Raw genomic sequence first — 18,908 nt, 5'->3', positions numbered from 1 at the left:
CTTCCCTTTGGACAGGTATTAACCTCGTGGCCACAGGCTGGCGGGCAAACCCAGCTTCCACAAGGCGAAGGCCGCCGCGGCCGCCCCCAGGGTCAGCAAAAGGTAAAGCCCCCACGGACGGCGCCGTTCGGCGAAGGGGTCGGCCAGCGAGCGCTCGGCCCCGGCCGGCAGGTGGGCGACCTGGGTCAGGGATCCGCCGAACGGGATGTTGATGGTGGCGCGCGCGTTGACCGCCCAGCCGGTGGCATCCAGAATCGGAGCCAGGCTGCGCTGCCGCAGCTTCATATAGGCGATCACCATGCTGGGGCCGGAAACGATCAGCACCAGGCCGAACAGGGCCAGCGGCATCTGCCACCACGGCAGGCGCAAGAAGCCGGTGATCACCGAGGCGATGGCGGTGCCGATGGCGCCGACCGCCAGACCGATGGCGGCAAAGATGCCGGCGAAGCGGCCGACATCGAACGGCGCCTCGGCCGGCTTGGGCGGCGGGGCCTTGCCCGACGCCGCCGCGCCGATGGCCTGGGCCTGCATCTGCGCCTCGGACGCCCGGGCCCGGGCGGCGGCCATCTTCTCGACCTGCGCGCCGACGAAGCGGCCCAATTGCTTATAGGGCGACCAGAAGGCCTGCCGCATGCTGATGGGGTGTTCGACGATGCGGACGATGGTGGCGTCCCAGTCATGACCCTTGCGGTCGTAGAACACGCCGTTGCGCCCGACCATCAACTGGTCCGACTCGCCCGAGGTGAAGCCGGCCATCACCGTCATCTTCTCGTTGGTGCCGCGACGCTGGCACTCGCAATAGACCAGATAGATCCGGCTCAGCGTCGCCAGTGCGGCGTGGCGGGTGACGTCATCGACGCGGACGCACAGTTCGGCCGAGCGGCTGTCCAGGAACAAGGTGCCGGCCTGGAAGATCGCCTTGCGCTTGCGGGTATAGAAATCGCGGAAGCTGACGAAATTGTTGACCAGCCGGTAAAGGTGCAGCCTTAAGACCACCAGTTTCTCGACGGCGTCGATGGCAGCGGCCTCGGCCTCCAGGGCCTTGTCCTGGGCGATCAGCGATTCCAGCACGTCCTTGCCGACGCCGCCCTTCAGGGCCAGCACCCGGGCGTTGCCCAATGGCTCGACCCGGGTCGCCGGCTTGGCCGCCCGCCAGGCGGCATGGTCGGCGAAGCGCTCCTTGATGTCGGTCCATTCGGCCTCGGTCAGGTGGGTGCGCGCCCCCAGAAGCGGCACCACCACCCGATCGGCGAAGCTGCGCACCGCACCGGCCCAGGCCGGGTTCAGGCCTTCGCCCAGCGGCAACGCCGCCCCCGCCGCCAAGGCGGCCAGCGGCAAGGGGGCCAGCAGGGCGACGGCGTCAGCCGTGTTCAAGCCGGTCAGCGGCACGAAGGTCTCGGCCGCCGGATTGACCGCCTGGGCGGCTCCGTCGCTATAGGCGGCCAGATTGCAGCGCAGGAAGAAGCCGTCGATCTTGTCGCGCACCGCTTCCAACGCCTCGCCGGCGGCGGCGCTGTCGTCGCCCAGCCCGGCCAGGGCGGCGGCGCCGCCTTGGTCCAGCCAGGTCGCCAGGGATTCGATCTCGCCATAGAAGGCATCGACCATCGGCTGGTCGATGCCGATCGCCCCCGAGCGGTCGGGCACGCCGCCCAGGCAGGCGACGATGTCGGCGATCAAGGCCTTGGCCTCGGCATCCTCGGCCGCCTCGGGCGGGACCACGCCGTCGCCGTTGAACTGGGTCTGGGCGAAGATGCGGCCGGTATCCTGGGTGTCGGCCAGGGCGATGGTGTCGGCCCCGCCCTTGCCCAGGTTCGACAGGATGCGCCGGGCCGAGGCCAGTACCCGCGCCCCCTCGGGCGAGGCCTCGTCGATGGCGGCCAGCGCCAGTTCGTCGCCGGGGCGGACCAGTTCTTCCGGGTCCTTCAGCACCGACTTCAGCCAGGCCACGGCGTCCAGGATCTCGGCGGCGCGGATGCGGCCGTCCTTGTCGCTGTCCAGGATCGCCAGCGCCTTGGCATCGAACTCGATCCCGGCGGCCGGACAGGCCAGCGCCACCCACAATTTCTGATCCAGCCCGTCCAGGGCCAAGAGGTCGGCGCCGCTGTCGATGCGGACCTGATCGAAGCCGCCGGCCCGGAAAAATCGCCAGGTATGGGACGATGTCGCGCTGGTCATGATTCCCCCTCCCGCAAGCGTGATGCAACCGAGGCTACACCCGGCGGCGACGCCCGTCCATCCGTCGCAATTGGATAGTTTCTTTCCAGTGTCGGAAATGTTCTTTTCACCCTCCCGCCGCCCCAGCCATGCGCCACGCGCAATGCAGCAACGTTCGGCGCGCAGGATCGCGCCAATCCCCGCCCCCTTTTGCTGCACCGCACCCACCCGAACGAGTTGGCACGGCTTTTGCGGATGGTGAAACAGGCAACCGAGAACCGGAATCATGGCCTGCTATTCCCGGACGTCCGCTTCCAAGGATTTCCGGCGCAGGACACGAGACGAGCCCTGGAGAGGTGGGGAAGACCGATGTACGACGACAGCGACCTGAAAACCGAAACCGATATCGAGACCCGCTTCGGCGTGTCGCGCCGCGACTTCATGAAGTTCTGCGCCGCGATGGCCGCCACCATGGGTCTACCCAAGGGGGCCGATGCGCAGATCGCCGCCGCCATCACCAAGAAGGAACGTCCTTCGGTGATCTGGCTGCACCATCAGGAATGCACCGGCTGCACCGAATCGCTGCTGCGCTCGGAACATCCGACGCTGGACAAGCTGATCCTCGACATCATCTCGCTGGACTACCACGAGACGGTGTTCGCCGCCGCCGGCCACCAGGCCGAGGCCGCCCGCAAGGCCGCCATGGCCAAGAACAAGGGCAAGTACCTGTTGGTGGTGGAAGGCGCCATCCCGATGAAGGATGGCGGCATCTATTGCAAGATCGGCGGCCACACCTCGTATGAGCTGACCAAGGAATGCGCCGCCGACGCGGCCGCCGTGGTGGCCATCGGCTCGTGCGCGTCGTGGGGCGGCATGCCCTCGACGCCGCCCAACCCGACCGGCTCGACCGGCGTGGCGGAAGCGCTGGGCCGCAAGGACATCGTCACCATCCCGGGCTGCCCGCCCAACCCCTATAACTTCCTGGCCACCGTCGTCCACTTCCTGACCTTCGGCAAGCTGCCGGCGGTCGACGACAAGGGCCGCCCGACCTTCGCCTATGGCCGCCTGATCCACGACAATTGCGAACGCCGCGCCCATTTCGACGCCGGCCGCTTCGCGCTGGAATTCGGCGACCCCGGCCACAAGAAGGGCTATTGCCTGTACAAGCTGGGCTGCAAGGGCCCGGAAACCTATGCCAACTGCCCGTCGATCCTGTTCAACGACGTCGGCACCGGCTCGTGGCCGGTCGGCACCGGCCATCCCTGCATCGGCTGCACCGAGAAGCATATCGGCTTCGAAAAGCCGATCCACGCGCTGGCCGACCTCAAGACCAACCCGCCGACCGGCTATCCCCGCATCGTCGAGGAGCAGGGCACCGGCGCCAGCCTGGCGTCCGCCGCCCTGGTGGCGGGTGTCGCCGGCCTGGCGGTCGGCGCCGGCATGAAGATCGCCGGCAATCTCGGCAAGTCGGAAACCAAGGACGGCGAGTAAGCCCATGTCGCTCAAGCGTCGAAGCTTTCTGAAAGGGGCTGCCGGAGGCGGCGCCGCGCTGGCGACAGCGGCGGTGGTGTCGGCTCCGGCCCAGGCCCGACCGAACAAGGTGATGCCGCCGCAGGCGGTGGGCCTTCTCTACGACTCGACCCTGTGCGTCGGCTGCAAGGCCTGCGTCGCCGGCTGCAAGGAGGCCAACAACCTTCCCGTCGATGTCACCACCGCCGACGCGCTGTGGGACACGCCTTTGGACATCGGCCCCAAGACCTTCAACGTCATCAAGGTCTATGCCGAGGGCACCGCGGCCACCAAGGACCAGGAAAAGGACGGCTTCGCCTTCATCAAGAAGTCGTGCATGCACTGCGTCGATCCCAGCTGCGTCTCGGTCTGCCCGGTGACGGCGATGACCAAGCATCCGCAGACCGGCATCGTCGAATACAATCCCGACGCCTGCATCGGCTGCCGCTATTGCGTGGCCTCGTGCCCGTTCGGCGTGCCGCAGTCGGAATTCGACACGCCGACGCCGCAGATCAAGAAGTGCGAGATGTGCAAGCATCGCCAGGCCGAGGGCAAGATCCCGATGTGCGCCGAGGTGTGCCCGACGGGCGCCACCATCTTCGGCCCCATTCCGGCTCTGACCGAGGAAATCAACCGCCGCAAGGCCATGAAGGCCGGCGAGGCCAACGTGTTCGAGCGCCGGGTGATCGGTTCGGGCGACACCCATGAACGGCCGGCCGCCAAGTATCTCGACCATGTCTATGGCGAGAAGGAAGTGGCCGGCACCCAGTTCCGCCACATGGCGGCGGTGTCGTTTGCCAAGCTGGGCTACCCCGAGCTGCGCGAGCAATCCTTCGCGTCGCAATCCGAGGGCATCCAGCACAGCCTGTACCAGGGCATGATCGCTCCGGCGGTGGTGCTGGGCGGGCTGGTGTGGGCGGCCAAGCGGGCGTCCCACATCGAAGACGAACACCCGGAGGAGTAGGCCACCATGGCGAAATTCCATAACGAGCACGAGCCCCTGGGTGGCAGCCTGTTCAGCAAGACCACGGTGATCTGCGCCATCCTGGCCTTGATCGCCGCCGTCATCCTGGCCAAGCGAATGGTCCTGGGCCTGGGCTCGGTCACCAACCTGAACAACGGCTATCCGTGGGGCATCTGGATCGTCTACGACGTGGTCATCGGCACGGCGTTTGCCTGCGGCGGCTATGCCATGGCGATCCTTTGCTATGTCCTCAACAAGGGCGAGTACCACCCGATGGTCCGCCCGGCCCTGCTGGCCTCGGCCTTCGGCTACACCCTGGGCGGTATCTCGATCATCTTCGATCTGGGCCGCTGGTGGAACGCCTGGCACATCCTGGTGCCCAGCTACTGGAATTCCGGCTCGGTGATGTTCGAGGTCGCGCTGTGCGTGATGGCCTACATCGTCGTGCTGTGGATCGAGTTCTCGCCGGCCATCCTGTCGAAACTGGGTCTCAAGGACTCGAAGAAGAAGCTGGAAAAGATCCTGTTCGTCTTCGTGGCCCTGGGCGTGCTGCTGCCCAGCATGCACCAAAGCTCGCTCGGCACTTTGCTGGTGGTGATGGGCTATCAGATCCACCCCCTGTGGCAGACCCCGATCCTGCCGCTCTTGTTCCTGGCGTCGGCCATCACCATGGGCTTTTCCATCGTGGTGTTCGAGGCCCTGCTGGGGTCGAGCGCCTTCAACCGCTCGGTGCGTCACGAGATGCCGCAGCTGGCCAAGCTGGCCCGCATCATCCAGGGCATGATGGTCGCCTATCTGGTGATCCGCTTCGGCGACATCGTGGTGCGCGGCGCCATCGCCGATCTGTTCACCTCGGGCATCCGCAGCCTGATGTTCTGGATCGAGATCGCGCTGTTCGCCACTCCGGTCGTCCTGTTCGCCAAGGAAGAGAACCGCACGTCCAAGAAGGGCCTGTGGATCGGCGCCTGCTGCTTGCTGCTGGCCGGCGCGCTCTATCGCCTGGATGCCTTCCTGGTCGCCTATCAGACCGGGGCGGGGTGGAGCTACTTCCCCAGCGTGCAGGAATTGCTGGTGACCATCGGCATCATCGCCACCGAAATTCTTCTCTATGTCGTGTTCGTCCGGAAGTTCCCGGTCTTCTACACCCACAAGCTGACGCCGGCCGAACTGGCCGCGGCCCACGAAAAGTAAGGAGCCACTGCCTTGTCCAAGCGTATCACCATCGACCCCATCACCCGGATCGAAGGCCACCTGCGCATCGACGTCGAAGTCGATGGCGGCAAGGTCACCAAGGCGTGGTCGTCCGGCCAGATGTGGCGCGGCGTCGAGCTGATCCTGCTCGGCCGCGACCCCCGCGATGCCTGGGCCATCACCCAGCGCATCTGCGGCGTCTGCACCACGGTCCACGCCATCACGTCGGTTCGCGCCGTCGAGAACGCGCTGAACCTGGAAGTGCCGGTCAACGCCCAGTTCATCCGCAACATGATCGCCTCGGCCCATGCCCTGCACGATCACATCGTCCACTTCTACCATCTGTCGGCGCTGGATTTCGTCGATGTGGTGTCGGCCCTGAAGGCCGATCCGCTCAAGACCAGCCAGTTGGCGGAATCCTTGTCCGACTGGCCGATGAATTCCAAGCACGTCATGACCCAGACCCTGGAGAAGCTGAAGAGCTTCGTGGGGTCCGGTCAGTTGGGTCCGTTCGCCAACGGCTATTGGGGCCACCCGGCGATGAAGCTGTCGCCCGAGGTCAACCTGCTGGCGGTCGCCCACTATCTGCAGGCGCTGGAAGCCCAGCGTCACGCCAACAAGATCGTCACCATCCTGGGCTCGAAGTCGCCGCACATCCAGAACCTGGCGGTCGGCGGCGTCGCCAACCCGATCGACACCAACAGCCAGTCGAACCTGACCATCGAGCGCCTGCTGGCGGTCAAGGAACATATCGACGCGCTGGCCGAGTTCACCCGCAAGGTCTATCTGCCCGACGTCGCCGCCATCGGCGCCTTCTACGCCGACTGGACCAAGTACGGTGCCGGCGTCACCAACTATATCTCCAGCCCCGACTTCCCGACCGATTCCAAGGGCACCCAGTTCATGGTGCCGGGCGGCCACGTCCCGGGCGGCGACCTGAAGCAGTACAAGCCCTTCACCAAGTTCGGCGACGACTACCTGATGGGCGGCGTCGAGGAATCGGTGAAGCATGCCTGGTACGAGTATTCGAAGCCCGGCCCGCTGCACCCCTATGTCGGCGAGACCAAGCCCAAATACACCGACTTCCAGGACGAAGGGAAGTACAGCTGGCTGAAGGCTCCGACCTTCTACGGCAAGCGCGCCCAGGTCGGCCCGCTGGCCAACGTGCTGTGCGGCCTGGCCGCCGGCCACCAGCCGACCGTCACCTACGCCACCCAGATGCTGGACCGCGTCGGCGGCCTGCTGGGCGCCAAGGTCGGCCCGGAAATCCTGCACTCGACGGTGGGCCGCCATGCGGCGCGCGCCATCCGCTCGGGCGTCATGTGCGAGGTGCTGGCCCAGAACTGGTCGATGCTGCTGGAAAACATCGGCAAGGGCGACACCACCACCTTCAACAAGCCGACCTTCCCCAAGGGCGAGGTTCGCGGCTTCGGCATGCACGAAGCGCCGCGCGGCCTGTTGTCGCACTGGACCGTCATCAAGGACGGCAAGATCGCCAATTACCAGTGCGTGGTGCCCTCGACCTGGAACGCCGGCCCGCGCGACGAGAACGACGCCATCGGTCCGTATGAAGCCTCGCTGATGGACAATCCCATCGCCGATGCCGAACTGCCGCTGGAAGTGCTGCGCACCGTCCACTCGTTCGACCCCTGCCTGGCCTGCGCGGTTCACGTCCACGACGACGAGAAGCGCGAGATCGTCCAGGTCAAGGCTTTGTAATGTGATAGGCTGGCCCGGTCGCCATCCGGCGGCCGGGCTTTTTTTGGAGAATCGTCCATGCGTGTCGTGGTTCTGGGGGTCGGCAATATCTTGATGTCCGACGAAGGGGTCGGGGTCTATGCCGTCACCGAACTGGACAAGCTTTATGCCTTGCCCGACTGGGTCGAAGTGATCGACGGCGGCACCTCGGGCATGGATTGCCTGGACCGCATCGCCGATGCCGACCTTTTGCTGATCGCCGACAGCATGCGCAGCCCGGGCAAGCAGCCCGGCGACATCACCCGCATCGCCGATGAAGAAATCAATGCCTGGTTCAAGACCCGCATTTCGCCCCATCAGGTCGGCTTGTCCGACGTGCTGGCGGCCTGCGTGTTCCAAGGCATCGCCCCCAAGAAGGTGGTGCTGGTCGGCGTGCAGCCCGCCAGCTTCGACACCGCCATGGAACTGACCCCCAAAGTGGCCGCCGTGCTGCCCCAGGTGATCGAGCGTCTGGTCGCCGAACTGGTCGATTTCGGCGTCACCGTCCACGCCAAGGCGGCGGCGTAACCCGCCATGTGCATGGCCGTGCCCTCCCGCATCGTCGCCATCGACGGCCAGACCGCGACGGTCGAGGCGTTCGGACGCGAGCGCCAGACCAGCCTGATGCTGCTGGAGGAAGAAGCCTCGGTGGGCGACTACGTCATCCTGGGGGCCGGGGGCAATTTCGCCGCGGAAAAGGTGCCGCCGGAAACCGCGCTGGCGACCCTGGAATACCTGTCCGGCGTATTGGCCGACGGCCTGGCCTGATGGGCTTTCCCGAGGCCGGCATCACCGTGGCGCTGAAAGTCGGGCACGGAACGGTGCGCGCGGTCGAGATCGGCTCGACCCGGCTGGTCAAGGCCGCCGCCATGTTCGCCGGCAAAAGCCCGGCCGAGGTGCTGACCATCCTGCCGACCCTGTTCGCCCTGTGCGGCACCGCCCAGGCCCTGACCGGCCTGGAAGCGATGGAACGGGCCGGCGGCCACCTCGCCTCGCCGGCCACCCGCGCGGCCCGGCGCATCCTGGTCCTTGCCGAGGCCGTCGCCGAACACGGCATGGCGCTGGCCCGCGACTGGCCGATGCTGATGGGCGAGCGGCCCGACATGGAAACCGCCCGCAAGTTCAAGCGGACCTTGCCCTCGGTCAGGCAGCACCTTTATCCCGACGGCGACTGGCTTTCCCCCGGCGGCGGTCGGCTGGCCCCCGACGTCTCGCACCTGTTGGCCGACATCGCCGAGGCCCAGGCCGCCTTCGCCCATTGCCTGGGCGGCCAGGTCACCGGTCTGCTGAAGGACCGCAACACCTTCCGGGCCTGGATGACCCGGGCCCCCACCGCAACCGGCCGCTTGCTGGCCCAGGTGGTCAGCAGCGCCCAGGCGGCCTTCGGCGCCACCGATTTGCGTGCCATGCCCGAGAACGGCCCGCCCGATCTGGCCGAGCGGCTGGATGGCGACCCGGACGGCCTTTATCTGGCTCGCCCCGATTATCGGGGCCAGGTCCTGGAAACCGGCGCGCTGGCCCGTAACCATTCCCATCCGCTGGTGGCGGCGATCCTGCGGCACGACGGCGCCGGCCTGCTGGCCCGGCTGACCGCCCGGCTGGTCGACGTTGCGGCAGCCTTGCATGAAATGGCGTCGCTGGTGCAGGATTTGAAAGCCGAACCCGCCGGGACCGCCCGGTTGGGCTCGGGCCAGGGCCTGGCCGCCACCCAGGCGGCGCGGGGATTGCTGGCGCATCGCGTTCATCTGGCGGAGGGCCGCGTGAGCCTTTATCGCATCCTGGCTCCGACCGAATGGAACTTCCACCCCGCAGGCCCGCTGGCCCGTGGCCTGACCGGCATCAGGGCCGATGGCGACCTGGCGGCCCGGGCGGGGCTGCTGGTGGCGGCTCTTGACCCGTGCGTGACCTGCCAGGTCAGCGTGGAGGCCCCCTGATGCACGAGATGAGCCTGACCGAAGGCGTTGTCCGCATCCTGGAAGAGCAGGCAGCCGCCCACCACTTCACCAAGGTCAAGACGGTGTGGCTGGAAATCGGCGAACTTTCCCAGGTCGATCCGGACTCGATGCTGTTCTGCTTCGACGCCGTCACCCGGGGGTCTTCGGTCGCGGCCGGGGCCAAGCTGGAAATCGTCCGGGTGCCGGGCGAAGGCTTTTGTCTGGATTGCGCCAAGAGTGTCAAACTGGCGTCCCGGGTCGACGGCTGCCCCGAATGCGGCGGCTTCGCGCTCAGCGTCACCCAGGGCGCCGACATGCGGATCAAGGAATTGGAGGTCGAGTGATGTGCACGGTGTGCGGCTGCGGCGAGTCGAAGCTGGAACATTCCCACGACCATCATCATGGTCACGACCACCATCATTCCCATCCCCATGACCATCATCACGGCCATGATCACGACCACGACCACCACCATGGTCATGACCATGATCATGACCATGACCACCATCACCACCATCATGACGACCTGCATTTCGGCACCGGCATCGCCGGCGTGCATGTGCCGGGCTTAAGCCAAAGCCGCATCATCCAGATCGAGCAGGACATCCTGGGCCGCAACAACGACCTGGCCGGGGCCAACCGTGCCTGGCTGACCAATCGCGGCATCTTCGCCTTGAACCTGGTCTCCAGCCCCGGTTCGGGCAAGACCACGCTTTTGTGCAAGACCATCGAGGCCCTGGCCGGCCGCTTCCCGGTCGCGGTGATCGAAGGCGACCAGCAGACCAGCAACGACGCCGACCGCATCCGCGCCACCGGGGCGCCGGCGGTGCAGGTCAATACCGGCAAGGGCTGTCACCTGGACGCCGACATGGTGGCCAAGGCGCTGATCCGGCTGGACCCGGCCAACCGGTCGGTGCTGTTCATCGAAAATGTCGGCAATCTGGTCTGCCCGGCCGCCTTTGATTTGGGCGAGGCCCACAAGGTCGCCATCTTGTCGGTGACCGAGGGCGAGGATAAGCCCATCAAGTATCCCGACATGTTCGCCGCCGCCAACCTGATGATCCTGACCAAGACCGACCTGCTGCCGCATCTGGATTTCGATGTTGATGCCGCCATCGCCTATGCCAGGCGGGTCAATCCGAACATCGGCGTCTTGCAGGTATCGGCCAAGAATGGCCAGGGCATGGATCAGTGGCTGGACTGGATTACCCAGGGCCAGCAAGCCGCCGCCAAGGCCGGGACCAGGCCTTGACCGCCCCACCCTTTTCCGCCGTCGCCGCCACCATCGCCCTGCCCCGGTCCGGGCCGTCGGTGCTGGCGGTGGGCGCGTTCCTGAAAAACACCGTGTGCGTCACCAAGGGGGACCGCGCCTATCTGTCGCCCGTCCATGGCGACCTGGGGACGCCCGACTCGATCGCCGCCTTCGAGCATTCGGCCGAGGCGATGGTGCGCGAACTGGGCGTCAAGCCGGTCCGCGTCGCCCACGATCTGCATCCCGACTTCCATTCCACCCGCTTCGCCCAGGGGCTGGACCTGCCGGCCCTGGCGGTGCAGCACCACCACGCCCATGCCGCCGCCATCGCCGCCGAGCATGGCCACGCCGCCCCCATCCTGGGCCTGTCGCTGGACGGCTTCGGGCTGGGGCCGGAAAACCAGGCCTGGGGCGGCGAGCTGCTCTATTGCGAAGGCGCCGATTTCCGCCGGCTGGGCCATCTGGCCCACATCGCCCAACCCGGCGGCGACAAGGCCGCCCGCGAACCCTGGCGCATGGCCGCCGCCTGGCTGCACAAGCTGGGTCGCACCGACGAGATCGCCTCGCGCTGGAAGGGCATTCCCGCCGCCAGCCGGCTGGGAATGGTGCTGGACAAGGGGCTGAACGCGCCCATCACCTCGTCGGCCGGGCGGCTGTTCGATGCCGCCTGCGGCCTTCTGGGCGTCCACCCCATCGCCGAATTCGAGGGCCAGGCGCCGATGGCGCTGGAAGCCCTGGTCGATCACCCGGCCATCCTGGCCTCGGGCTGGATTCTGGAACGCGGCGTGCTGGACTTCGCGCCCTTGATGAACCTGCTGGCCTCTTGCCCCGAGCCCAGGGACGGTGCCAACCTGTTCCACGGAACCTTGATCGCCGGCCTGGCCGATTGGTGCGTGTGGGGGGCGGAATCAACCGGCTGTCGCACGGTGGCCCTGGGCGGCGGCTGTTTCTTCAACCGCGTGCTGACGGCAGGCCTGGTGCCCGAGCTGGAACGGCGCGGCCTTGTCCCGTTGGCCGCCACCCAGGCGTCTCCGGGCGATGCCGGTTTGTCATTGGGCCAGGCGTGGATCGCCGCCCTTCGGGAGATGTAAGCGCATGTGTCTGGCCCTTCCCTCGCTGGTGACCGAATTGCTGGACGGCGACCAGGCCAAGGTCGATCTGGGCGGCGTCACCAAGGCGGTGTCGCTGGCCCTGGTCGATGGCGTGGCGGTAGGCGACTATGTCATCGTCCATGTCGGCTATGCCCTGACCAAGGTCGATCCCGCCGAGGCCGAGAAGACCCTGGCGCTGTGGGCCGAGATGCAGGAAGCGGGCGCGACCGCATGAAATATATCGACGAGTTCAGGGACGGCGACGCAGCAGGACGCCTGGCGGCCGCCATCCGCGCCGAGGCCGATCCGGCGCGCACCTACCACATCATGGAATTCTGCGGCGGCCACACCCACGCCATCAGCCGCTATGGCCTGGAAGATCTGCTGCCGGCCAATGTCCGCATGATCCACGGTCCCGGCTGCCCGGTCTGCGTGCTGCCGGTGGGCCGCATCGACGCCGCCATCTGGCTGGCCCGCCAGCCGGGCGTGATCTTGTGCACCTATGGCGACATGCTGCGGGTCCCGGGCTCGAAGCGCCTGTCGCTGTTGAAGGTCAAGGCCGAAGGCTGTGACATCCGCATGGTCTATTCGACCCTGGACGCCGTCAAGCTGGCCGCCGACAATCCCGATCGAAGCGTGGTGTTCTTCGCCATCGGCTTCGAGACCACCACGCCGCCCACCGCCGTTGCGATCAAGCAGGCCGCCGCCCTTGGGCTTTCCAATTTCTTCGTGTTCTGCAACCACGTACTGACGCCCTCGGCCATCACCCAGATCCTGGACAGCCCCGAGGTGCGCGAGCTGGGCACCGTGCAACTGGACGCCTTCATCGGCCCGGCCCATGTTTCGACCATCATCGGCTCGGCCCCTTACGAATATTTCGCCGAGGAATATCAGCGCCCGGTGGTGATCGCCGGCTTCGAGCCGTTGGACGTGCTGCAGGCGGTGCGCATGCTGGTGGCCCAGATCAACCAGGGCCGCTTCGAGGTCGAAAACGAGTTCGCCCGCGCCGTCACCCGCGACGGCAACCCCAAGGCCAAGGCCCTGGTGGCCGAGATGTTCGAGTTGCGCAAAAGCTTCGAATGGCGCGGCCTGGGGCTGGTGCCCTATTCGGGCCTTCGCATCAAGGAAGCCTTCGCCGCCTTCGACGCCGAGCGTCACTGGGACGTGCCGGCCGACAGCGTCGCCGACAACAAGGCCTGCGAATGCGGCGCCATCTTGCGCGGCGTCAAGAAGCCGACCGACTGCAAGCTGTTCGGCACCGTGTGCACCCCGGAAAACCCCATGGGCAGCTGCATGGTCTCGGCCGAGGGCGCCTGCGCCGCCCATTGGACCTATGGACGTTTCCGCGACATGAAAGCCAGCGACGCATCATGACCCTGCCCCGCCGTACCCATCCCCGCCCGCTGGACATTGCCTCGGGCCGCGTCGATCTGACCCATGGCGGCGGTGGCCGCGCCATGGCCCAACTGGTCGATGAAATGTTCGTCGCCGCCTTCGACAACGAGGCCTTGAACCAGGGCAACGACCAGGCCGAATTCGACGTGCCCCAGGGCCGCATGGTGATGAGCACCGACGGCTATGTCATCAGCCCGCTCTTCTTCCCCGGCGGCGACATCGGCAGCCTGGCGGTGCACGGGACCGTCAACGACGTCGCCATGGCCGGCGCCGTGCCGCATTCGCTGTCGGCCGGCTTCATCATCGAGGAAGGCTTCCCGCTGGCCGACTTGAAGCGCATCGTCGACAGCATGGCCGCCGCGTCCAAGGCCGCCGGCGTGCCGGTGGTCACCGGCGATACCAAGGTGGTGGAAAAGGGCAAGGGCGACGGCCTGTTCATCACCACCGCCGGCATCGGCTTCGTGCCGCCGGGCGTTCGGATTTCCGGCGACCGCGCCCGCCCTGGCGACGCCATCCTGATCTCGGGCACCATGGGCGACCACGGCGTCGCGGTGATGAGCCAGCGCGAATCCCTAGGGTTCGAAAGCGCCATCTTGTCGGATTCGGCGGCGCTCCACACCCTGGTCGCCGCCATGGTCGCCGACTGCCCCGGCATCCGGGTGTTGCGCGACCCGACCCGCGGCGGCCTGGCCGCCACCTTGAACGAGATCGCCGCCCAGTCGGCCACCGGCATGGTCATCGATGAACGCGCCGTGCCGGTCAAGGACGCGGTGCGCGGCGCCTGCGAGCTTCTGGGCCTGGACCCGCTTTACGTCGCCAACGAGGGCAAGCTGATCTGCATCTGCGACGCCGCCGATGCCGACCGGCTGCTGGCGGTAATGCGCGCCCACCCGCTGGGAACGGATGCCGCCCGCATCGGCACCTGCGAGGCCGACCCCCACCATTTCGTCCGCATGAAGACCGCCATGGGCGGAACCCGGGTGGTCGATTGGCTGGCCGGCGAACAATTGCCCCGGATCTGCTGACATGCGCATCCTGCTTCTGGCCCATTCCTTCAATTCACTGACCCAGCGCCTGTGGGTCGAACTGACGAATCACGGCCACGCGGTCAGCCTGGAATTCGACGTCAACGATGCCGTCACCACCCAGGCGGTGGCACTGGCCCGGCCCGATCTGATCATCGCCCCCTTTCTGAAACGGGCCATCCCCGAGGGCGTCTGGCGAAACCATACCTGCCTGGTGGTCCATCCCGGCCCGATCGGCGATCGCGGCCCCTCGGCGCTGGACTGGGCCATCCTGGAAGGCGAGCAAAGCTGGGGCGTCACCGTGCTGCAGGCGGTGTCGGAAATGGATGCCGGCCCCGTCTGGGCGCAGCGCACCTTCACCATGCGCGAAGCCACCAAATCCTCGATCTACCGAAACGAGGTCACCGAGGCGGCGGTCTCGGCGGTGCTGGACGCGGTGGAACACAGCCCCGTCCCCGAACTGCCGCGCCGGTCGTGGTGGAAGCCCCAGATGCGCCAGAAGGACCGCGCCATCGCCTGGGATCGCGATGACAGCGCCACCATCTTGCGCAAGATCAGGGCGTCCGACGGCACGCCGGGGGTGCTGGATGACGGACTTTACCTGCACGACGCCCACCCGTCGGAAGGATTGGACGGCGCCCCGGGCAGCTGGATCGCCCGGCGCGGCCACCAATTGGCCCGGGCCACCACGGACGGCGCGGTGTGGATCGGCCATCTGGGCGCCAATGGCTTGAAACTGCCGGCGGCGAGCGTGCTGCCCGAGATCGCCGCCACCCTGCCCGCCATGCCCGGCCATCACGACATCTGGTATGACGAGAAGGGCGCGGTCGGCTTCCTGCACTTCCCATTCCACAACGGCGCCATGAGCACCGACCAATGCCGCCGGCTGGAAGCGGCGTTCCATGATGCGACCAGGCGGCCGACCAAGGTGATCGCCCTGATGGGCGGGCCGGATTTCTGGTCGAACGGCATCCACCTGTCGACCATCGAGGCGGCCGCCAGCCCGGCCGATGAATCCTGGGCCAACATCAACGCCATGAACGATCTGTGCCGGGCGGTGATCACCTGCACCAGCCACCTGACCGTGGCGGCGATGCAGGGCAATGGCGGCGCCGGCGGCGTGTTCATGGCCCTGGCCGCCGATCTGGTGTGGGCGCGATCCGGCGTGGTGCTGAACCCCCATTACAAGGGCATGGGCAATCTGTACGGTTCGGAATACTGGACCTATCTGCTGCCCCGACGCTGCGGCGAGGAATCCGCCCGCCAGGTGACCCAGGCGCGCCTGCCGGTGGGAACGGCCGAGGCCCTGCGCCTGGGCCTGATCGACGAATGTTTCGGCACCTGCCCATCCGCCTTCCGCGCCGAGGCCGAGGCCCGCGCCCACGCTTTGGCCGCCGACCCTGACATCGACGCCCGCATCGCCGCCAAGGGCCTGGCCCGCCTGGCCGACGAGGCGGAAAAGCCGCTGGAAACCTACCGCGCCGAGGAATTGGCGCGCATGAATCTGAACTTCTACGGCTTCGACCCCAGCTACCACGTGGCGCGGTATAATTTCATCCGGAAAGTGCCGAAGTCGCGGACACCGATCTATCTGGCGCGGCACCGGGGGAAATGTTGACACGCTGAAATGGTGCTGGGACAATTCCGATGATTGGTCATCGGGATGGATTCGTGCCGCAGAATAATATCGCCCAAGTCGTCCAGCGCCTGAAACGCAACAAGGAATCCCACGCCGGCTGCGTCCTGGTGCTGGGGGCGGGCTGTTCGGTGACGGCCGGCATCCCCGCCGCCGACGGCATCGTCGCCGACATCAAGAAGCGCGTCCCCGACGCTTACGAGAAGGCCAGCCGCGACGGCCCGGCCACCTACCCGAATTGCATGGAGGCGCTGGACCCGGTCGATCGCCGCGACCTGATCGAGGGCTATATCGCCAATGCCTCGATCAACTGGACCCACATCCATATCGCCCGCCTGATCGCCGCGGGTTACGTCGATCGCATCCTGACCACCAATTTCGACCCGTTGCTGGTCAAGGCCTGCGCCTTGTTCAACCTGTTCCCCGCCGTCTACGACATGGCGGCCATCCGCGATTTCCATCCCCAGCGCATCCCCACCACCGGCACCGCCATCTTCCACCTGCACGGCACCAGCGACGGCTTCTTCCAGGCCCATGACGGCGACGAGGTGGAAGACATGCGGGCTAAACTGAAGCCGCTGTTCACCCATTGCCAGGACCGGTCGCGCACCTGGATCGTGGTCGGCTATAGCGGCGCCTGCGACCCAGTGGTGGACCAATTGCAAGAGGTGAAGGCATTCGACCGCAGCCTTTACTGGGTCGGCTATCGCGATCAGCCGATCACCGAGCCGGTGGACAATCTGACCTCGGCACGGGGCCGCCATGCCCATTGGATGCCCGGCCACACCGCCGACAGCTTTTTCGAACATCTGGCCACGGGCGTCGGCTGCCCACCGCCGCCCTTCCTGGACCGGCCATTCAGCCATTTGAAGACTACCCTGGCCGGCATCAAGGGCTTCCTGCCCGACGAGCCCACCGACGGCCGCCCGGTCTACACCGACAAGGCATTGCTGCAGATCGAACAGGCCATCGGCTGCATCGAGGGACACCGGGTCTGCCGGGCCGAGGATGGACCCCCGACCCCGGATGACATCAGCCCACCCGAGCCGCAGGATTCGCCCTCCTCGGTGGTGGAAATGGCCCGGATGCGCCTGATGGCCCAGGACTGGGACGGTGTCGTTGCCCTGGCCGATTCATTGCGGAGCGAGGACACCCCCGAGGCCCGCAAGATGCTTGCCACCGCACTGTTCCAACAGGCCTATGACGCGACGACGGATGTCGAAGAGAATCCCGCACTGTCGCCGACCGAGCGGGCTGCATTCCTGAAACATGCCAGTGAACTATACGAAGCATCCTGGTCGCTGAACCCGACGGAACCATGGACCGCCAACAACTGGGGTGCCCTGCTGGCCGTTCAGGCCCGGGCCACCGAGAATTTGGATACCAAAAAGCAGTTATGGCGCCTGGCCGCCGAGAAATACCAGGACGCTCTGGCCATCAAGTCGGATTATCACCAGGCGCTGAACAACTGGGGCGCCCTACTGGCAGATCAGGCCCGGGCCACCGAAGATGCCGACGGCAAACGTGAATTATGGCGCCTGGCCGGCGAGAAATACCAGGCAGCCCTGGCTATCAAGCCGGATAAGCACGAAGCACTCACCAACTGGGGCCTCCTGCTGGCCGATCAGGCCCAGGCTACCGAAGATGCCGACAGCAAATGGCAATTGTGGCGCCTGGCCGGCGAGAAATACCAGGCCGCCCTGGCCATCAAGCCGGATATGCCCGAAGCGCTCTACAACTGGGGCAGTTTGCTGGACCTGCAGGCCAGCACCTCCGAAGATGCCGACAGCAAATGGCAATTGTGGCGCCTGGCCGGCGAGAAATACCAGGCCGCCCTGGCCATCAAGCCGGATATGCACGAAGCGCTTTTCAATTGGGGCGTCCTGCTGGCCGTTCAGGCCCAGGCCACCGAAGATGCTGGCAGCAAATGGCAATTGTGGCGCCTGGCCGGCGAGAAATACCAGGCCGCCCTGGACATCAAGCCGGATCATCACCAGGCGCTAAACAACTGGGGCGCCCTGCTGGCCGATCAGGGCCGGGCCACCGAAGATGCCGACGGCAAAAGGGATTTGTGGCGCCTGGCCGGCGAGAAATACCAGGCCGCCTTGGACATCAAGCCGGATTATCACCAGGCGCTTTTCAACTGGGGCCTCCTGTTGGCCGATCAGGCCCGGGCCACCGAAGATGCCGACGGCAAAAGGGAATTGTGGCGCCTGGCCGGCGAGAAATACCAGGCCGCCTTGGCCATCAAGCCGGATGATCACGAAGTACTGGCCAACTGGGGCAACCTGTTGGCCGACCAGGCCCGGGCCACCGAAGATGCCGACAGCAAAAGGCAATTGTGGCGCCTGGCCGGCGAGAAGTATCAGGCTGCCCTGGCCATCAAGCCGGATGCTCACCAGGCGCTGAACAACTGGGGCCTCCTGCTGGCCCAGCAGGGCCGGGCCACCGAAGACATTGATTGCAAAAGGAAATTGTGGCGCCTTGCCGGCGAGAAATTGCAGGCCGCCCTTTCCATCAAGCCAGATTATCACGGAGCGCTTTTCAACTGGGGCATCCTGCTGGACGATCAGGCCCAGGCTACCGAAGATGCCGACGGCAAAAGGGAGTTATGGCGCCTGGCCGGCGAGAAATACCAGGCCGCCCTGGCCATAAAGCCGGATTATCACCAAGCGCTGAAAAACTGGGGCGGCCTGCTGGTTGGGCGGGCTGGGAACACAGAAGGGCCCGAGCGCATGGATTTACTGGCGCAGGCGGAACAGCTTCTGCTCCGACTGAATCAACTTGCACATGGCGATGGCGACTACAACCTCGCTTGTGTCGCTGCCTTGCGAAGCGAACAGGCGGCGTGCCGCCGGTGGCTGGAATCAGCGCGGGCCAATGGAACGCTGCCGACCAGGCAGCATTTGGACCAAGACACCGACATGGACAGCGTCCGCGACTGCGATTGGTTCAAGGCTTTGCGCGACCAGGCCCGGGATGAGGATGCGCCACGAATATGACGGCGCGGGAATCGCCAC

The 18,908-nt window shown here is 66.4% G+C and carries 16 protein-coding genes; 15 read left to right on the top strand and 1 reads right to left on the bottom strand.

Going from position 1 to position 18,908, the window contains the following annotated elements:
* Positions 1 to 18: 18 nt before the first annotated feature.
* Entirely contained in the window at positions 19 to 2,175 is a 2,157-nt protein-coding gene (locus tag MTBLM5_RS02145) for a hypothetical protein (RefSeq protein ID WP_173974160.1), read from the bottom strand.
* A gap of 348 nt (positions 2,176 to 2,523) precedes the next feature.
* Between MTBLM5_RS02145 and MTBLM5_RS02140 the strand changes: the two genes are divergently transcribed.
* From MTBLM5_RS02140 to MTBLM5_RS02070, 15 genes are read left to right on the top strand one after another with little or no spacing between them, the layout of a single operon-like run.
* The gene (locus tag MTBLM5_RS02140; protein ID WP_173974159.1) at positions 2,524 to 3,645 is read left to right on the top strand and encodes a hydrogenase small subunit; all 1,122 of its coding nucleotides are present in this window, start codon (positions 2,524 to 2,526) and stop codon (positions 3,643 to 3,645) included.
* Positions 3,646 to 3,649: 4 nt separating this feature from the next.
* Positions 3,650 to 4,627 carry a hydrogenase 2 operon protein HybA gene (gene hybA, locus MTBLM5_RS02135; RefSeq protein WP_173974158.1) on the top strand — a complete coding sequence of 326 codons (978 nt, stop codon included), beginning with the start codon at positions 3,650 to 3,652 and terminating at the stop codon, positions 4,625 to 4,627.
* Positions 4,628 to 4,633: 6 nt separating this feature from the next.
* Positions 4,634 to 5,818 (top strand): Ni/Fe-hydrogenase cytochrome b subunit, encoded by a 1,185-nt coding sequence (gene hybB / locus MTBLM5_RS02130; RefSeq protein ID WP_173974157.1) that lies wholly within the window; start codon positions 4,634 to 4,636, stop codon positions 5,816 to 5,818.
* A 12-nt stretch (positions 5,819 to 5,830) separates the two neighbouring features.
* Entirely contained in the window at positions 5,831 to 7,537 is a 1,707-nt protein-coding gene (locus tag MTBLM5_RS02125; protein WP_173974156.1) for a nickel-dependent hydrogenase large subunit, read from the top strand.
* A 57-nt stretch (positions 7,538 to 7,594) separates the two neighbouring features.
* Positions 7,595 to 8,083, top strand: coding sequence for a HyaD/HybD family hydrogenase maturation endopeptidase (locus MTBLM5_RS02120; RefSeq protein WP_173974155.1), 489 nt, complete (start codon positions 7,595 to 7,597; stop codon positions 8,081 to 8,083).
* A 12-nt stretch (positions 8,084 to 8,095) separates the two neighbouring features.
* Complete coding sequence (locus tag MTBLM5_RS02115) at positions 8,096 to 8,323, top strand: HypC/HybG/HupF family hydrogenase formation chaperone (protein WP_254430867.1); 228 nt, start codon at positions 8,096 to 8,098, stop codon at positions 8,321 to 8,323.
* Positions 8,323 to 9,489 carry a nickel-dependent hydrogenase large subunit gene (locus MTBLM5_RS02110; protein WP_173974153.1) on the top strand — a complete coding sequence of 389 codons (1,167 nt, stop codon included), beginning with the start codon at positions 8,323 to 8,325 and terminating at the stop codon, positions 9,487 to 9,489. Before MTBLM5_RS02115 ends, MTBLM5_RS02110 begins: the two co-directional genes overlap by 1 nt.
* Positions 9,489 to 9,833 carry a hydrogenase maturation nickel metallochaperone HypA gene (hypA, locus tag MTBLM5_RS02105; RefSeq protein ID WP_173974152.1) on the top strand — a complete coding sequence of 115 codons (345 nt, stop codon included), beginning with the start codon at positions 9,489 to 9,491 and terminating at the stop codon, positions 9,831 to 9,833. Before MTBLM5_RS02110 ends, hypA begins: the two co-directional genes overlap by 1 nt.
* Positions 9,833 to 10,741 (top strand): hydrogenase nickel incorporation protein HypB, encoded by a 909-nt coding sequence (hypB, locus tag MTBLM5_RS02100; protein WP_173974151.1) that lies wholly within the window; start codon positions 9,833 to 9,835, stop codon positions 10,739 to 10,741. Before hypA ends, hypB begins: the two co-directional genes overlap by 1 nt.
* The gene (locus tag MTBLM5_RS02095) at positions 10,738 to 11,832 is read left to right on the top strand and encodes a hydrogenase maturation protein HypF (RefSeq protein WP_173974150.1); all 1,095 of its coding nucleotides are present in this window, start codon (positions 10,738 to 10,740) and stop codon (positions 11,830 to 11,832) included. The genes hypB and MTBLM5_RS02095 overlap by 4 nt, the downstream gene beginning before the upstream one ends.
* Positions 11,833 to 11,836: 4 nt before the next feature.
* Complete coding sequence (locus MTBLM5_RS02090; RefSeq protein WP_173974149.1) at positions 11,837 to 12,067, top strand: HypC/HybG/HupF family hydrogenase formation chaperone; 231 nt, start codon at positions 11,837 to 11,839, stop codon at positions 12,065 to 12,067.
* Positions 12,064 to 13,206 carry a hydrogenase formation protein HypD gene (gene hypD, locus MTBLM5_RS02085; RefSeq protein ID WP_173974148.1) on the top strand — a complete coding sequence of 381 codons (1,143 nt, stop codon included), beginning with the start codon at positions 12,064 to 12,066 and terminating at the stop codon, positions 13,204 to 13,206. Before MTBLM5_RS02090 ends, hypD begins: the two co-directional genes overlap by 4 nt.
* Positions 13,203 to 14,252 (top strand): hydrogenase expression/formation protein HypE, encoded by a 1,050-nt coding sequence (hypE, locus tag MTBLM5_RS02080; protein WP_173974147.1) that lies wholly within the window; start codon positions 13,203 to 13,205, stop codon positions 14,250 to 14,252. The genes hypD and hypE overlap by 4 nt, the downstream gene beginning before the upstream one ends.
* A gap of 1 nt (position 14,253) precedes the next feature.
* Positions 14,254 to 15,870 carry an enoyl-CoA hydratase-related protein gene (locus MTBLM5_RS02075; RefSeq protein WP_173974146.1) on the top strand — a complete coding sequence of 539 codons (1,617 nt, stop codon included), beginning with the start codon at positions 14,254 to 14,256 and terminating at the stop codon, positions 15,868 to 15,870.
* 53 nt (positions 15,871 to 15,923) lie between these two features.
* Positions 15,924 to 18,890, top strand: a complete 2,967-nt coding sequence (locus tag MTBLM5_RS02070) for an SIR2 family protein (RefSeq protein WP_173974145.1) — start codon at positions 15,924 to 15,926, stop codon at positions 18,888 to 18,890.
* Positions 18,891 to 18,908 lie beyond the last annotated feature (18 nt).

It is taken from the genome of Magnetospirillum sp. LM-5 (genome assembly GCF_902729445.1).
GTDB lineage: Bacteria > Pseudomonadota > Alphaproteobacteria > Rhodospirillales > Magnetospirillaceae > Magnetospirillum.
The sequence above is the reverse complement of the archived record's forward strand: the minus strand, read 5'-3'. Positions and strand labels throughout refer to the sequence as shown.

Coding starts and splice junctions, on each gene's coding strand:
- hybA (WP_173974158.1), top strand. CDS start 3,650: ATGTCGCTCAAGCGTCGAAGCTTTCTGAAAGGGGCTGCCGGAGGCGGC.
- hypB (WP_173974151.1), top strand. CDS start 9,833: ATGTGCACGGTGTGCGGCTGCGGCGAGTCGAAGCTGGAACATTCCCAC.
- MTBLM5_RS02090 (WP_173974149.1), top strand. CDS start 11,837: ATGTGTCTGGCCCTTCCCTCGCTGGTGACCGAATTGCTGGACGGCGAC.
- MTBLM5_RS02075 (WP_173974146.1), top strand. CDS start 14,254: ATGCGCATCCTGCTTCTGGCCCATTCCTTCAATTCACTGACCCAGCGC.
- MTBLM5_RS02120 (WP_173974155.1), top strand. CDS start 7,595: ATGCGTGTCGTGGTTCTGGGGGTCGGCAATATCTTGATGTCCGACGAA.
- MTBLM5_RS02110 (WP_173974153.1), top strand. CDS start 8,323: ATGGGCTTTCCCGAGGCCGGCATCACCGTGGCGCTGAAAGTCGGGCAC.
- MTBLM5_RS02145 (WP_173974160.1), bottom strand. CDS start 2,175: ATGACCAGCGCGACATCGTCCCATACCTGGCGATTTTTCCGGGCCGGC.
- hypD (WP_173974148.1), top strand. CDS start 12,064: ATGAAATATATCGACGAGTTCAGGGACGGCGACGCAGCAGGACGCCTG.
- hypE (WP_173974147.1), top strand. CDS start 13,203: ATGACCCTGCCCCGCCGTACCCATCCCCGCCCGCTGGACATTGCCTCG.
- MTBLM5_RS02140 (WP_173974159.1), top strand. CDS start 2,524: ATGTACGACGACAGCGACCTGAAAACCGAAACCGATATCGAGACCCGC.
- MTBLM5_RS02115 (WP_254430867.1), top strand. CDS start 8,096: ATGGCCGTGCCCTCCCGCATCGTCGCCATCGACGGCCAGACCGCGACG.
- hypA (WP_173974152.1), top strand. CDS start 9,489: ATGCACGAGATGAGCCTGACCGAAGGCGTTGTCCGCATCCTGGAAGAG.
- hybB (WP_173974157.1), top strand. CDS start 4,634: ATGGCGAAATTCCATAACGAGCACGAGCCCCTGGGTGGCAGCCTGTTC.